At 39.3% G+C, this 13,308-nt stretch carries 17 protein-coding genes and 2 tRNA genes; 8 read left to right on the top strand and 11 right to left on the bottom strand.

Going from position 1 to position 13,308, the window contains the following annotated elements; all coding sequences use genetic code 11:
* Positions 1 to 80: 80 nt before the first annotated feature.
* Complete coding sequence (locus OSH00_RS07480; protein WP_266129912.1) at positions 81 to 1,727, bottom strand: GMC family oxidoreductase; 1,647 nt, start codon at positions 1,725 to 1,727, stop codon at positions 81 to 83.
* A gap of 208 nt (positions 1,728 to 1,935) precedes the next feature.
* On the opposite strand from OSH00_RS07480, the gene OSH00_RS07475 reads away from it, so the two are divergent.
* Positions 1,936 to 2,355 (top strand): GNAT family acetyltransferase, encoded by a 420-nt coding sequence (locus OSH00_RS07475; RefSeq protein ID WP_266129911.1) that lies wholly within the window; start codon positions 1,936 to 1,938, stop codon positions 2,353 to 2,355.
* Positions 2,356 to 2,494: 139 nt separating this feature from the next.
* Here the strand turns inward: OSH00_RS07475 and OSH00_RS07470 are convergent, their stop codons facing one another.
* The 5 genes from OSH00_RS07470 to OSH00_RS07450 form a co-directional block, all read right to left on the bottom strand.
* Complete coding sequence (locus OSH00_RS07470; RefSeq protein ID WP_266129910.1) at positions 2,495 to 2,632, bottom strand: hypothetical protein; 138 nt, start codon at positions 2,630 to 2,632, stop codon at positions 2,495 to 2,497.
* A gap of 86 nt (positions 2,633 to 2,718) precedes the next feature.
* Positions 2,719 to 3,480 (bottom strand): class I SAM-dependent methyltransferase, encoded by a 762-nt coding sequence (locus tag OSH00_RS07465; RefSeq protein ID WP_266129909.1) that lies wholly within the window; start codon positions 3,478 to 3,480, stop codon positions 2,719 to 2,721.
* Positions 3,481 to 3,673: 193 nt separating this feature from the next.
* A tRNA-Phe gene (locus OSH00_RS07460) sits at positions 3,674 to 3,749 on the bottom strand.
* A gap of 132 nt (positions 3,750 to 3,881) precedes the next feature.
* Positions 3,882 to 3,957: transfer RNA gene (locus OSH00_RS07455), tRNA-Phe, on the bottom strand.
* 301 nt (positions 3,958 to 4,258) lie between these two features.
* Positions 4,259 to 4,636 (bottom strand): GNAT family N-acetyltransferase, encoded by a 378-nt coding sequence (locus OSH00_RS07450; RefSeq protein ID WP_005034402.1) that lies wholly within the window; start codon positions 4,634 to 4,636, stop codon positions 4,259 to 4,261.
* 102 nt (positions 4,637 to 4,738) lie between these two features.
* On the opposite strand from OSH00_RS07450, the gene hisB reads away from it, so the two are divergent.
* From hisB to OSH00_RS07435, 3 genes are all read left to right on the top strand, one after another.
* Entirely contained in the window at positions 4,739 to 5,332 is a 594-nt protein-coding gene (hisB, locus tag OSH00_RS07445) for an imidazoleglycerol-phosphate dehydratase HisB (RefSeq protein WP_004825477.1), read from the top strand.
* Entirely contained in the window at positions 5,332 to 5,949 is a 618-nt protein-coding gene (gene hisH / locus OSH00_RS07440) for an imidazole glycerol phosphate synthase subunit HisH (protein ID WP_266129908.1), read from the top strand. Before hisB ends, hisH begins: the two co-directional genes overlap by 1 nt.
* Positions 5,950 to 6,099: 150 nt before the next feature.
* On the top strand, positions 6,100 to 6,627 hold the full coding sequence (locus OSH00_RS07435; protein ID WP_266129907.1) for a DUF805 domain-containing protein: 528 nt from the start codon (positions 6,100 to 6,102) through the stop codon (positions 6,625 to 6,627).
* Between the two features lie 2 nt (positions 6,628 to 6,629).
* Here the strand turns inward: OSH00_RS07435 and OSH00_RS07430 are convergent, their stop codons facing one another.
* The gene (locus tag OSH00_RS07430) at positions 6,630 to 7,031 is read right to left on the bottom strand and encodes a helix-turn-helix domain-containing protein (protein WP_266129906.1); all 402 of its coding nucleotides are present in this window, start codon (positions 7,029 to 7,031) and stop codon (positions 6,630 to 6,632) included.
* 167 nt (positions 7,032 to 7,198) lie between these two features.
* On the opposite strand from OSH00_RS07430, the gene OSH00_RS07425 reads away from it, so the two are divergent.
* Positions 7,199 to 7,834, top strand: coding sequence for a 3'-5' exonuclease (locus OSH00_RS07425; protein WP_266129905.1), 636 nt, complete (start codon positions 7,199 to 7,201; stop codon positions 7,832 to 7,834).
* Positions 7,835 to 7,936: 102 nt separating this feature from the next.
* Positions 7,937 to 8,668: a 1-(5-phosphoribosyl)-5-[(5-phosphoribosylamino)methylideneamino]imidazole-4-carboxamide isomerase gene (hisA, locus tag OSH00_RS07420; RefSeq protein WP_266129904.1), complete on the top strand. Its 732-nt coding sequence runs from the start codon at positions 7,937 to 7,939 to the stop codon at positions 8,666 to 8,668.
* Positions 8,669 to 8,739: 71 nt separating this feature from the next.
* On the opposite strand, the gene OSH00_RS07415 is transcribed toward hisA, so the two are convergent.
* The gene (locus OSH00_RS07415) at positions 8,740 to 9,033 is read right to left on the bottom strand and encodes an antibiotic biosynthesis monooxygenase family protein (protein ID WP_266129903.1); all 294 of its coding nucleotides are present in this window, start codon (positions 9,031 to 9,033) and stop codon (positions 8,740 to 8,742) included.
* Positions 9,034 to 9,188: 155 nt separating this feature from the next.
* Here OSH00_RS07415 and OSH00_RS07410 point away from each other — a divergent pair, with 155 nt between their 5' ends.
* Positions 9,189 to 10,112 carry a DMT family transporter gene (locus tag OSH00_RS07410; protein WP_266129902.1) on the top strand — a complete coding sequence of 308 codons (924 nt, stop codon included), beginning with the start codon at positions 9,189 to 9,191 and terminating at the stop codon, positions 10,110 to 10,112.
* Between the two features lie 62 nt (positions 10,113 to 10,174).
* Here the strand turns inward: OSH00_RS07410 and OSH00_RS07405 are convergent, their stop codons facing one another.
* From OSH00_RS07405 to OSH00_RS07395, 3 genes are read right to left on the bottom strand one after another with little or no spacing between them, the layout of a single operon-like run.
* On the bottom strand, positions 10,175 to 10,567 hold the full coding sequence (locus tag OSH00_RS07405; protein WP_196075585.1) for a DUF4870 family protein: 393 nt from the start codon (positions 10,565 to 10,567) through the stop codon (positions 10,175 to 10,177).
* Between the two features lie 34 nt (positions 10,568 to 10,601).
* Positions 10,602 to 11,237: a DUF1294 domain-containing protein gene (locus OSH00_RS07400; RefSeq protein WP_266129901.1), complete on the bottom strand. Its 636-nt coding sequence runs from the start codon at positions 11,235 to 11,237 to the stop codon at positions 10,602 to 10,604.
* Between the two features lie 19 nt (positions 11,238 to 11,256).
* On the bottom strand, positions 11,257 to 12,207 hold the full coding sequence (locus OSH00_RS07395; protein WP_266129900.1) for a homoserine kinase: 951 nt from the start codon (positions 12,205 to 12,207) through the stop codon (positions 11,257 to 11,259).
* Positions 12,208 to 12,320: 113 nt separating this feature from the next.
* Here OSH00_RS07395 and hisF point away from each other — a divergent pair, with 113 nt between their 5' ends.
* Positions 12,321 to 13,079 (top strand): imidazole glycerol phosphate synthase subunit HisF, encoded by a 759-nt coding sequence (hisF, locus tag OSH00_RS07390; protein WP_196075588.1) that lies wholly within the window; start codon positions 12,321 to 12,323, stop codon positions 13,077 to 13,079.
* The last annotated feature ends 229 nt before the right edge of the window (positions 13,080 to 13,308 follow it).

The raw sequence follows: 13,308 nt of genomic DNA, 5'->3' as shown, positions 1-13,308 counted from the left end.
TGTGTTAACACATTAAGATGTTTACTGCATAAAATGACAATCTACTCGAATATTCAGGCATATCCATGTTTTCACAAAGTTTAAATTGCCACGCTTAAAGGATCTTTTTTCTCGACAAATGCTAGACCTGACTGATCCTGATGAATCATATCTACGGCTTTCTCAGCAATCATAATCGCAGGTGCGTTGGTGTTTCCATTGACCACTTTAGGCATAATAGATGCATCCACCACACGTAAGTTCTGAATACCATAAACACGCAAGCGCGGATCAACTACAGCCATTTCGTCTACGCCCATTTTACAGCTGCCTACGGGATGGTAGACTGTATCTGAGCGATCTCGTAAAACCTGCCGTATCTCCTCATCGGTACATACATTTGCAGTAAACAAATCTTCTTTGATCATGCTTTTAAATGCTTCAGACTGCATTAAAGTCTGAGTGAGCTTAAAGCCTTTAACCATTTCCTCTAAATCAGATTCTTCTCCATAGAAATTTGGATCAATCAATAGTGGATCATCGATACTCGGACCACTGATCTTGATCGTGCCACGACTTTTCGGGTTCAATAAGCACACATGGCAAGAAATACCATGCCCTGTATGCAAAGTCCGAGCATGGTTATCGACCAATGCAATCACAAAATGCAATTGTAAATTCGGTACTTTCTGCTCTGATGAGCTTTTAATAAAACCACCACATTCAGCAAAATTTGTGGTAAGCAAACCACGCCGCTCTTTTCGATAACGGCCGATTTGTTTAATAAGATCAATGGATCCAGGTATGGACAGCCCAAAAGTTCCCTGTATTTCACGTACTTTATAGCCAAAGATAAAATCAGGATGATCATGAAAATTCTTCCCCACACCAGGTAAGTGCTTTTTCACCTCAATCCCATGTTCCATTAACTCATGTTGGTCACCGATTCCAGATAACATCAGGATTTGAGGTGACTGCATTGCACCTGCACTGAGCAAAACTTCACGTCGCGCACGAATTTGCTTCAATTGCCCATTCTGCTTATATTCCACACCCACAGCCACACCATTTTCGATCAAAATCCGCTGTGTTTGTGCCGAAGTCTCGACTGTTAAATTTTTTCGCTCAAGATGTGGAAAGAGATAGACCCTTGCTGAACTACAACGCTCGCCATTGATATGGGTGACTTGATAAACACCTAAGCCTTCCTGCTCCTCTCCATTGAAGTCATCCAGAATTCGATACCCCTGCTCTTTTGCAGCTGCGATATATTTTTGCTGAAGTGGATTATCACTGTGCAAATCTATCACGGACAATGGACCATCATTACCATGATATTGATTTTTAATTCGTTGATTATTCTCTGATTGAATAAAATAAGGTAAAACTTCATCATATGACCAGCCTGTATTCCCTAAAGCTGACCAATCATCATAATCCTGTCGATGCCCTCGGATATAGACCATTGCATTGATTGCAGAGGATCCGCCCAGACACTTACCACGAGGTTGGTAACCTCTGCGACCATTCAACCCCTTCTGAGGAACGGTTTCAAATGCCCAGTTATTAATTTTTGTTGGAATGCTGATGACCGCTGCGCAGGGAACCTCGACTTTCCAGCCATCTCCAGTACCACCTGCCTCAAGCAAACAAACAGAAACCTGTGGATTTTCAGATAAACGACCCGCCAAAACACAACCTGAGCTTCCACCACCAACAATAATATAATCAAATTCCTGTTTATTCATATGAAATTCCTTTTTTGTTTTAAATTATTCCTCAATCATTATGCATATTTTTAAACAATAAAAAATAATCATTCGTAACCCTACCATTCGAGATTGAGAATATGTATCAAACATTTACGCATTGTCTAAAAAATCAACTTATCAAGACTCACTTTTTATATTAATCTGATGCAAACATTCTTTTAAAAACAAGAGATAAAAGAAAGCTATGTTTATCATTCGGCAGTTTCAGGAAACCGACTTGGAAGATGTCATTGCACTTTGGGAGACCTGTGATTTAACACGTCCATGGAATAGCCCAGAAATTGATATTTTTCGGAAAGTTGCTCAAAAAGATGGGTTATTTTTATTGGCAGTCAAAGATGAACAGTTGATTGCTACTGTTATGGGTGGCTATGACGGACATCGGGGCTGGGTAAATTATCTTGCCGTACATCCGCATGATCAGCGTAATGGCGTGGCAACTGCCCTCATACAGCAGCTTGAAAAACGCTTAGTTGCATTGGGTTGTCCAAAGCTTCAGCTGCTGATCCGCAAAGACAATATTGATGTACAAAGCTTTTATGAACAATTGGGCTATGAAGAGATTGAAGTGATTTGCTTAGGTAAGCGACTGATTCAGGATTAAAACAGCCTCATCAAGCTAATCTCAGGATTAGACCTTTCGGGTAAGTTGGGAAAATGAGTCATGAATATCAATACGGTTTTCAGTTTCCAACCCAACTTAAATCTGCGGGGTTGTTGGCGATGCTGAGTGCATATTGAAATTAAGCGACAGGTATACCCGCAATGCCTTGAGCATTTACACCATAGGCATGCATAAAATAGCCTGTTGTTGCTGAAGGATTAGAGCTATATACACTATCAGCAATCGCCAGACTCATGACTTGAGATATAAATTTCATTGAATCAGTTTATTTTTAAATAATATATAACTAAGTATATTGTTAGCCATATATCCTTTAATCCAAGATAAAATGAAATCATTATTCTATTTTTTCATAAAACACTTTTTCTTCACCTGCTTCACTCGCCCCAGACGCAAGAATACAGGAAATTCTATTTTTAAATCTTGGTGTTGATTGCTTAACTGTTCAGCCAGTTCTAGCAAGGGATGATCTTGATTTTTTTCACAATAGTGCTGTATGGCAGACCATGTCGATAAGTATTTTAACAGTTGCGCTGATGACCACTGATACTGCATTTTAAAGTTCGCGACCGTTATTTCTTCAAATGGGAATGGAATCGTCTGATATTCTTCATCAATATAATGTCGCTCTGCATCCCAGTAACCATTTAATTTTTTAAAATATACATCTTGAATCATTGAGTGAATGGTTGCATTTTCAACTTGAATTAAGCCATATCCGATTACAGCAAGTATTCCCTGTGGTTTAAGTGTTCTTTGAACCTCTTTATAAAATCCATCAAAATCAAACCAGTGGATTGCCTGTGCTACAGAAATCAAATCAAAACTGTGAGTCGCAAATGATGTATGTTCAGCCGCTTGAACCTGATAGCTGACATTATCAAAATAAGGCGCAAGCTGTAGTTGTTTTTCGCTCAAATCAGTGGCAACAATATGATCAAAATAAGGCGTCAGCAGTTGAGTGAATTGCCCTGAACCCGCCCCGCAATCCCATGCAAAACTACGCTCAGGAACATAGTTTAAAATTTCCTGAACCACATCCTGTGGGTAACTGGGTCGTGCTTGTTGATAAAGCGCACTGCCTGATGAAAATAAATCTTTCATTGTTTTTATAACAATCTTTTCGTTTTATAAAAATTTATTTTACGTCATTTCCACACCAGCTCAAGACATTTTGTAAGACAATAAAGTCATTGCTGTTTTCAATAAGCATATTTTCTAGAACACTCACGATGACCCTAGACACAAAATAGCAGACAATAAAAAACCCCAAACACTGTTTGAGGTTTTTCAAATATGGTGGCGAGACCCAGGATCGAACTGGGGACACACGGATTTTCAATCCGTTGCTCTACCTACTGAGCTATCACGCCGATGCGGTGTATTAAGCCGTATCTGCATTCAATAGTCAATAAAAATCATGACTTTTTTATTCAAGCGAATATTTTTTACCCAAAAAAAATCCCTGATGGGATCAGGGATTGAAATCTTAAGATTTTTAAATATGGTGGCGAGACCCAGGATCGAACTGGGGACACACGGATTTTCAATCCGTTGCTCTACCTACTGAGCTATCACGCCGATGGGGCGTATTAAACAATTTAATCCACAAGCCGTCAAGCATAGAAAGCATTAAAATCACTCAACAGTCTATTTTTACAACAAAATCAGCCTATTTATGCACGAATAGATGCTTTTTTACACATATTTGAGCAAGAAATTGCTTTCATGCTGTCGATTGGCGTAAACAATTTGCCCGTGCTGGTTTTTTGAATCTTTTCGAAATGCAGTTAAAAATAACGATTTACAATTCAATTTTTAAATAAAGAGAACAAAAGCAATCACTCCGGCTGCTTTTGTTCATTCAGTAAACGCAAATCGCTTAGATTTTACCAAGGTGTGCTAAACAACGATGTATTGCACCGCAGCCTGGTTCAAAGTTCTTTACACCCTTTTCTTCTTCAATTCGACAAACTTCCTCAACCAAACGTTCAGCAACCCCGCGCCCTCGATTGGCTGGATGCACCACAATATTTTCTAAAGTTCTGCTTTCACCTTGTCCGGTACACCATAATGCCCCAATAATCTTCGTATTAAATTCTGCGACATAAAGTAGGGTATAATGAGCCAAGTTTTGCTCAAGTTGTTCTATGGCATCATGACCATCCCCAAATTCGGGACTGGTGTCATATAATCGCTCAAGCTGATCGCGAACTTCTTCATTTTCTAGTGAAGTTTTAGCATGTACGGTAATAGGCATTGATTAACCCTCCTGAGCAATCTAATATGCTGTGACTTTCGTCAAAGCGAAACATCTTTACATCAAACTTTTAATTTTTGACGTTTTTTGAGGAACGTGTCTATGGCGCAACGTATCAGTGAAGTGGTAAGAAACACCAACGAAACTAAAATTCGAGTTCGTGTGAATCTTGACGGTACTGGTCAAGGCACGCTCAATACAGGTGTACCCTTTTTAGACCATATGATTGATCAAATCAAGCGTCATGGTTTATTTGATATTGATATTCATTGTGACGGCGACTTGGAAATCGATGATCACCACACGGTAGAAGACTGTGGGATTACCCTAGGGCAAGCTTTTGCACAAGCGCTGGGTGATAAAAAAGGCCTAAAACGTTATGGTCATTTTTATGCACCACTGGATGAGTCTTTAAGCCGGGTCGTTGTCGATCTATCAGGTCGTCCAGGGTTGTGGATGGATATTCCCTTTACTCGCGCACGAATTGGTAGCTTTGATGTTGATTTATTTTCAGAGTTTTTCCAAGGCTTTGTCAATCATGCCTTGATGACACTACACATTGACAACTTAAAAGGTAAAAACAGCCATCACCAAATTGAAAGTGTGTTCAAAGCATTTGCTCGCGCACTACGTATGGCATGCGAAGTTGATCCTCGTGCTGAAAATACTGTTGCTTCTACCAAAGGAACCTTGTAATGACCCGTATTGCCCTTCTTGATTATGGCATGGGAAACCTTCATTCGGCAGCTAAAGCGCTCGAACATGTGGGTGCAACTGTAGATGTCACCAATGAACCAAAGCTGATTGCTCAAGCAGATAAAATTGTATTTCCAGGTGTAGGAGCAATGCGCGACTGCATTCAAGGCATGCATGAAGCAGGAATCGATGAAGTTGTACGTCAAGCTGCCTTCAATAAACCTGTGCTGGCAATTTGTGTCGGTATGCAGGCTTTGCTTGAATCATCTGAAGAAAATGGTGGTACTCAAGCGTTGGGGATTTTTGATGGCATGGTCAAACATTTTCCAGATATGGAGGGCTTAAAAGTTCCTCATATGGGCTGGAACCAAGTCCACCAAGCTGATCCAAGTCATCCAATGTGGAAAAATATTGAACAAGATTCACGTTTCTACTTTGTGCATAGCTATTATGTTGAACCTAAAGATTCAACACTCATTGCAGCAACATGTGATTATGGTTTGCAGTTCTGTACTGCGATTCATAAAGAAAATCTTTTTGCTACACAATTCCATCCAGAAAAGAGCCATACAGCAGGTTTGCAATTGCTGAAAAACTTTGTGGAATGGAAGATTTAACACCTCAAGATCAAGAAAAATCAGAGTCAATTTAAATTGGCTCTGATTATCCAAATTACTAGAGAAAACAAAGTCTTAAAACTTCATTATCCTGTGTTTCAGACAGATGCCAATAAAAAATTTAACACCTATTGATTCAATGGCTTATAAATGAAAAATAACAATCTAAGCAAAGATGCACTGCTTCATCCCAGTGGACGTTTTGGACGATTATCATTGATTGCATGGTTAACGATTCTCGCCATTATTCTATGCTCACTCAATCTTTATATCTCATTCCAGATGCTGAATACCAACGAAGATTTTAATCAGATTGAACCTTTGGCGTTCTTTTTATGGGCGACCTTACACATCTCGTGTATCTATACATTTTTTATATTCATCATTCGTAGACTACATGATCTTAATCGTTCAGGTTGGTGGTCTGTGTTGATTCTAATCCCGATCGTGCAAGTGCTTTTTTTATTTTTGATATTTGTCGCACCTGGCTCTTTTCATGACAATCACTACGGTAGCAGTAGACTGACACCTGTTTGGGAGAAAACTGTTGCACTGGTCTCAATCATTTGTACACCCATTTTAACGCTCGTGGTCATCTATATTTTGGCAGTCTCGCCCAAATTGAATACTGATCCGCAAATCAAATTTGAAGGATCACATCACATGATGCCACCGTAACGTTAATCTTTAGTAACAAAACCACCTTCTAACGGTTCAACACTGATTTTTATCTCTGCTTTTAAGTTTAGCGCCGCATAACGATCTTTAATCTCATTGATTAACTGCTCCATACTGACATGACTTAAATCCAGTTCAGATTCAGCATAAGCCTTACTCACAAGATCCGTTTTATCTTGCTGTTTGGCTTCCATATTCCAGCGTTCAGTCATACCCACTAAACGTGCCAGTTCAATTAAGCTTTGCGCACTTGCAGGTGTTGAGTTATGCAGCCATTTACTCATTGTGCCTTTTGAGGTTTCCAGCACATTGACAATATCACTGGCCTTTATATTTTTATCTTGAATCAATTGCTTTAAACGTTTTGCACCTTCCATAAAAAGATCATCTTCTTTTTCTACCATCTGCTTGATTCCTGTAATTTCATCTCACAAAACTATCATCTTTTATTCAAAGTTTGTTATAACACAATATCGTTAAATTTTTTTATGTCTTGCCTGCTCAATTTTATTCAATACAGCAAGCAAATTATGGAATTTCAGCTACCCCTTAAATCTGAGAGCTAAAATTTGTGAATGATCAGAGCCAACAACTCCCAAGCAAGGAACAGATTCTAAGCTTTCCACGTTTTCAAAATTTACCCTTAAATAAAATTATTGTGATCAATACCTTAGAACAGTGTCATAAAATTTCAGAAGAATTATCAAAAGTGACTTTACTCGGCTTTGATACAGAGTCAAAGCCGACTTTTACTAAAGGTGAAGTTCAGACGGGGCCTCATCTCATTCAACTTGCGACCGCTGAGAAAGCTTATTTATTTCAGGTTTCACCTGACATTCTAAACTTTTTAAAACCCTTTTTAGAAAACACAAATCAGCTCAAAGTCGGCTTTGGTCTAAAAAATGACTTACATTTATTTCGTAAAAAAGGTATAGAGCTACATAGTGTGATTGAGCTTTCCAAGCGTTTCTCTAGTTTCGGTATCAGTAGCCCATTAGGCATTAAAAATGCTATGGCACTCCTGTTTCAGGTTCATTTTCCAAAAAGCAAATCAGTCAGCACTTCTAACTGGGCAAAAAAAAATCTGACCATTCCACAAATTCAGTACGCAGCAGCAGATGCTTATGCGCCTGTTCTTATTTTCAAGGCGCTGCTCGATTTAAATTTAATCCCCATTGATATCGCCAAAATCGTGACTGAATTGTAGAAGAATGAAAATAAAAGCCCTAACTGATACTTAGAAATTGATCAAGTTTTTGCTAAGATGAACGCCAATCAATTTCTATGAGATTAGGCAAGGAGCGAAAGCATGCTGATCATCCCTGCAATAGACCTGAAAGATGGTAAATGTGTACGTTTAAAACAAGGTCGTATGGAAGACGATACTGTATTTTCTGATGATCCGGTTGCAACTGCACAACACTGGGTAAATGAAGGTGCTCGTCGTTTACATCTGGTTGATCTAAACGGTGCTTTCGCTGGTACGCCAATCCATAAACCTGTGGTTGAAGCAATTGCCAAAGCACAGCCTGAACTCCCTATTCAGATTGGTGGGGGGATCCGCTCTTTAGAGACGATTGAACATTACCTGGATGCAGGCGTGTCTTTTGTGATCATTGGAACAAAAGCGGTTCAAAACCCTGAGTTTGTTGAAGAAGCATGTCAAAAATTTGCAGGTCACATCATTGTTGGTATTGATGCAATGAACGGTATGGTTGCTACAGATGGCTGGGCAAATGTAACGGATGTAAAAGCGACTGATCTTGCAAAACGTTTTGCTGATGCAGGTGTATCAAGTATTGTTTATACAGACATCGCACGCGATGGCATGATGCAAGGCGTCAATGTTGAGCAGACCGTCAATCTAGCGCAATACTCAGGTCTTCCTGTCATTGCTTCGGGTGGGGTGACCAACTTAGACGATGTGCGTAACTTAAAGGGTAAACCAGGTATTTTAGGCGCAATTACGGGTCGTGCAATTTATGAAGGCACACTCAATCTGCGTGAAGCTCAATTATTATTGGATGAACAAGCGCTCTAAGTACAAAGTAGATGAAAAAAGAGAATCTCAAGATTCTCTTTTTTATGGCTTGCTCAATCGCAGGCTCACGATTAGACCAATGTATTCTCAAAATGCTGCATTTCTATTTTTTGTGCCAAAAAAGGTTTTAATGCCATAAACCAATGTTTGAATTCTTCTGTTTTCATAAAAATGTCAGTGTGTGCTTTTAAATCAGTCCAGTGAATTTGTAGAATATATTGCTGATTATTCTCTATTCCACGAATCAATTTAAATTTTTCACAACCTTGTGCATTTCTAAAAATGTCGGATAACTCATAGAATTTCTTTTCGAAAGCCGATTGCTGACCCTCAATAATATGAAATAAAGCTTGTTCAATCACCATGGCTTATTTCTCTTTATGCATATTTTAATGTTTAAATTATAACGCTTTCAGGTGACAATTTAATGATTGCAGCTCATTTTTTATCAAACTTAACCTCAGCATAATTCTGTACTTTCGCGTAAAATAGCGGTGCTTTCTTTCTCCCTGTTGTTTTTATGTCGTCCTCTCCTTTCACTTTATTTTTAAAATCGAAAATACCTCAAATTGCCCTGATCATCATGACCATGATCTGGGGAGGTACCTTTGTTGTTGTGCATCTGGCCTTGAATTACAGTTCTCCAATGTTCTTTGTGGGTTGCCGTTTTGCAGCGGCAACAATCGCTGTCGGATTATTGTCATATAGATACCTCAGAGGCATTAATCTAAAAGAAATCATTGCAGGCGCACTGATAGGCAGCATGATTACTGGAGGTTATGGCTCACAAACTGTGGGAATGCAAACGATCAGTAGTAGTGAATCTGCGTTTTTAACGGCGTTGTATGTCCCTTTGGTGCCTGTTCTGATTTGGTTGATTTTCCGCAAACGGCCTCACATGATGACATGGTTCGGCGTTTTACTGGCATTTATCGGGTTAATTTTCTTAACAGGCAATGGCTTTAACCAGATCAATCTAAATACAGGGCAAATTGTGACCCTACTCGGCTCTTTTGCAATTGCAATGGAAATTATTTTCATTGGCTACTTTGCAGGGAAAGTAAATCTTCAGCGGGTGACTGTAATCCAGCTGGCTTTTGCTTCAGTTTTATCTTTTGCATCAATGCCTTTTGTTGGAGAACACCATATCCCCGCTTTTTCATGGGAACTGCTTATACTTGCTGTAGGATTAGGGCTGACCAGTTCAATACTACAGTTGACCATGAACTGGGCACAACGCTCAGTTGATCCATCTCAGGCTGCGGTGATCTATGCAGGTGAACCCGTGTGGGCAGCATTGTTTGGCAGAATTGCAGGTGAACGCCTGCCCTTGGTTGCACTTTTTGGCGGATTACTTGTGGTTTTGGGGGTCATCGTCAGCGAATGGAGACCTCGGTTTTTTAAAAAGAAAATAGCGTTCAGAAAGGGCTCAATCGCTATATAAAAACAGCGTTTCAAACTAAACGCTGTTTTTAATGAAGTGATTGTTTCAATTCATGTTAACATTTATAACGGTAAAGCTTGATCATCATTCAAAACAATAATTCCTCGTATTGCTCGATAAACAATCCATATCCAAGAAACAAATAAAGTTACTCCACAAAACACTGTAGCACCCAAGGCCACACCTGCAAATGCGTTGACATTATCCATAGTGAAAAAGAGGAAAAGAAATGGAATAAATGCAACGATGGTCCAGATCAAGTACCACCAGAATGTCCTGATTTGCCACTTAAAATGGCTTTCAAAAATCGTACCTCGTACAGCGTCTAGTTTTACGTAATTAATAATCAATGCAACAATTGCTAGAATTCCAGCGGAGAAAATCGCAATAATGTAAAGAATGTATAAGATTAAGGTAAGAGATTTACTATTGTTTGAATCGACATAATTACTCATCGCACGCCCCTGTTTAAAACTTGGCGATTTCACTCTAAATGTGGAATACATTTAAAGGTGAAATTAACCATAAAATCAATAAAATATTAAAGATGATGGTACAGAAATAGATATTTCTAAAAGGTTGTTTTTGTGTTTTATGTCGTAAGCGTTGTTGTGCTAGCCATGCAGCGGGCCAGCCACCTAAAAAGGCTAAAATATGTAAGGTATTTTCAGGCACACGACGTCGATTGAATTGTGCAGCTTCTTTGTCCTGTGAATAGAACCAATAAGTCATCACATTGATAATACTGATAAAAAGCACAACCACGCCATTTAACCAACCACTTATGTTTAAAATTGCCAGAGCCACTATATAAACGATACATATGATTTGCATCGGTTGTAATGAAGAGTCTTTCTGGGCTTTCAGTTTGTTGTGATTGACTTGATTCGTTTTGGCATGAACAGTTTGAGTTGCTTTCAAATAAGTCACTTGCTTGGCTTTATAACGCCCCTGTCCATCCAACTGCACCACATACTCAAGTGCACAGCCCACTATGGGCCGTGGACCTTTTTGTGCAAAATCTTTGATGTGCAGGAATACACGCTCTTTTAGTCCATCATTGGGTTGAATAAAGCCATAGCCTTTGTCATCAAACCACTCAACTAAACGACCTTGATCACGCATTTTTTATCCCACACACTGATTAAGCTGTTACAAATTTCAATCTTTCAATCAACATATTACGCATTTCTTGTGGATTTTTCTGCAAGATATCATCCCCAGTTCGATCTGATTCAGCATTGATGTGTGCAATCTGCAAACGCATCATCCAAAAGCGTCCTGCCGCCATTGCCAAATATAATTCCAGGCACGCCTTTTCATCTTCAGTCAGTGGACGAACCGAGCTATAAGCATTTAAAAATGCCATTGCCTTGGCTTCATTTAAGGTAACTTCAGGATATTCGGTACAGAAATCATTTAATGTAATGGCGATATCAAATAATAATTCATCTTGATTCATTTCATAAAAATCAAGGATTCCTTTAAGATTATCTCCTTCAAACAAGGTATTGTCGCGGAATAAATCGGAATGAATCCAACCTTTAGGTCTGTTTGGATACATCTGTGTTAATGCTTGATACAATCCCAAGAGATTATCAAGTAGTGCTTTATCGGCTGGACTTAAAGTGGGTTTGATTTGTTTAGCCACATTGTACCAATAGTCATGATCACGGGCGATTTTACGCTGTAATGGAAAATCTTTTAATGCGATATGCATCTTTGCCTGAGCCATCGCAATCTGTTCAACTTGAGCAATGCTTGATGGCATTGGATGTTTACCGATCATGCGTGGTGCAATCTGTGCAGGTTTATCCTTCAGTATATGAATGGATTGACCCTCATATTTGAGCGGTACGGGTACAGCCACGCCATGTTTACCTAAATGCTCTAACACAGGTACCAATTCACCAGCAGCTTGTGCATCCATATTTTCAAATAGGGTTAAAACAAACTGTGTTCCATCACGACAAATGATAAAATAGTTGGTATTTTGGATACCGCCTTGAATTGGGTTCAGCTCAACCACCTCTAATCCATAGGGTGCTGCAAACACCTGAACTTCTTGTAAACTCAAAGTGGTATAAACCGACATAGAAAACCTGCGAAAAAACTTACATAAGTTTGATAGAATAACCGCTTCGGCTATTGCGGTGCTATAGCTAAGTCACGAAGTTTCATCATCGACTGTTATTTTTGGAAAAAATTATGCTCGCTAAACGTATTATTCCTTGCCTAGACGTAGATAATGGTCGTGTGGTGAAAGGTGTTCAGTTTCTTGATATCCGAGACGCAGGCGATCCTGTAGAAGTAGCCCGACGATATAATGAGCAAGGTGCAGATGAGATTACCTTTCTAGACATTACTGCAACCTCAAATGGTCGTGATACGACTTATCGTACAGTAGAGCGTATGGCAGAAAGTGTATTTGTGCCTTTAACTGTCGGTGGTGGCGTACGTAAAGTTGAAGATATTCGCTTATTATTAAATGCAGGTGCCGATAAAGTCAGTATTAACTCAGCTGCCGTATTTAATCCAGAATTTGTTCAAGAAGCATCTCAACGTTTTGGCGCACAATGTATTGTTGTGGCCATTGATGCAAAAAAAACTGCAGAACATAAGTGGGAAATTTTCACCCATGGTGGACGTAAACCTACAGGGATTGATGCCATTGAGTGGGCAGTAAAAATGGCGGAATACGGTGCAGGTGAACTGTTGGTCACGTCTATGGATGCTGATGGCACCAAAGCAGGTTATGATATCGGTCTTATGCGTCAAATCAATGATCGTGTCAGCATTCCAACGATTGCTTCTGGTGGTGTAGGTAATTTACAGCATCTTGCTGATGGCATTTTAAAAGGTGGCGCAGATGCGGTATTAGCAGCATCCATCTTCCATTTTGGTCAATATACGATTCCTGAAGCAAAACAGTATCTCGCAGAACAAGGGATTGAAATGCGTCTTTAATGAATGGCATTTTACCCAGACTACAAGCCATATAGATAATCTCATGCTGTACTCAATAAACTGAATGATGTTGAAAAATACCTTCTCCCTAGCGGAGAAGGTTACATTGACTGATTATTTTGTGTTGAATTCTGCCTTTAGAAAGATAATAGAAACAATCCCAGGCAATGCGTTATTTAAGGTTTTATATTGCCTTTATTAAGCCTAAGTTAAAGCAACATAAAGAAAT

Source organism: Acinetobacter nematophilus (assembly GCF_026344175.1).
Taxonomy (GTDB): Bacteria; Pseudomonadota; Gammaproteobacteria; order Pseudomonadales; family Moraxellaceae; genus Acinetobacter; species Acinetobacter nematophilus.
The sequence above is the reverse complement of the archived record's forward strand: the minus strand, read 5'-3'. Positions and strand labels throughout refer to the sequence as shown.

What these genes read in the sequence shown, in the direction of transcription:
- hisA (WP_266129904.1), top strand. Translation starts at nt 7,937, where the DNA reads ATGCTGATCATCCCTGCAATAGACCTGAAAGATGGTAAATGTGTACGT.
- OSH00_RS07400 (WP_266129901.1), bottom strand. Translation starts at nt 11,237, where the DNA reads ATGCGTGATCAAGGTCGTTTAGTTGAGTGGTTTGATGACAAAGGCTAT.
- OSH00_RS07480 (WP_266129912.1), bottom strand. Translation starts at nt 1,727, where the DNA reads ATGAATAAACAGGAATTTGATTATATTATTGTTGGTGGTGGAAGCTCA.
- OSH00_RS07435 (WP_266129907.1), top strand. Translation starts at nt 6,100, where the DNA reads ATGAAAAATAACAATCTAAGCAAAGATGCACTGCTTCATCCCAGTGGA.
- OSH00_RS07465 (WP_266129909.1), bottom strand. Translation starts at nt 3,480, where the DNA reads ATGAAAGATTTATTTTCATCAGGCAGTGCGCTTTATCAACAAGCACGA.
- OSH00_RS07430 (WP_266129906.1), bottom strand. Translation starts at nt 7,031, where the DNA reads ATGGTAGAAAAAGAAGATGATCTTTTTATGGAAGGTGCAAAACGTTTA.
- hisF (WP_196075588.1), top strand. Translation starts at nt 12,321, where the DNA reads ATGCTCGCTAAACGTATTATTCCTTGCCTAGACGTAGATAATGGTCGT.
- OSH00_RS07475 (WP_266129911.1), top strand. Translation starts at nt 1,936, where the DNA reads ATGTTTATCATTCGGCAGTTTCAGGAAACCGACTTGGAAGATGTCATT.
- OSH00_RS07470 (WP_266129910.1), bottom strand. Translation starts at nt 2,632, where the DNA reads ATGAAATTTATATCTCAAGTCATGAGTCTGGCGATTGCTGATAGTGTA.
- OSH00_RS07405 (WP_196075585.1), bottom strand. Translation starts at nt 10,567, where the DNA reads ATGAGTAATTATGTCGATTCAAACAATAGTAAATCTCTTACCTTAATC.
- hisH (WP_266129908.1), top strand. Translation starts at nt 5,332, where the DNA reads ATGACCCGTATTGCCCTTCTTGATTATGGCATGGGAAACCTTCATTCG.
- OSH00_RS07395 (WP_266129900.1), bottom strand. Translation starts at nt 12,207, where the DNA reads ATGTCGGTTTATACCACTTTGAGTTTACAAGAAGTTCAGGTGTTTGCA.
- hisB (WP_004825477.1), top strand. Translation starts at nt 4,739, where the DNA reads ATGGCGCAACGTATCAGTGAAGTGGTAAGAAACACCAACGAAACTAAA.
- OSH00_RS07450 (WP_005034402.1), bottom strand. Translation starts at nt 4,636, where the DNA reads ATGCCTATTACCGTACATGCTAAAACTTCACTAGAAAATGAAGAAGTT.
- OSH00_RS07410 (WP_266129902.1), top strand. Translation starts at nt 9,189, where the DNA reads ATGTCGTCCTCTCCTTTCACTTTATTTTTAAAATCGAAAATACCTCAA.
- OSH00_RS07415 (WP_266129903.1), bottom strand. Translation starts at nt 9,033, where the DNA reads ATGGTGATTGAACAAGCTTTATTTCATATTATTGAGGGTCAGCAATCG.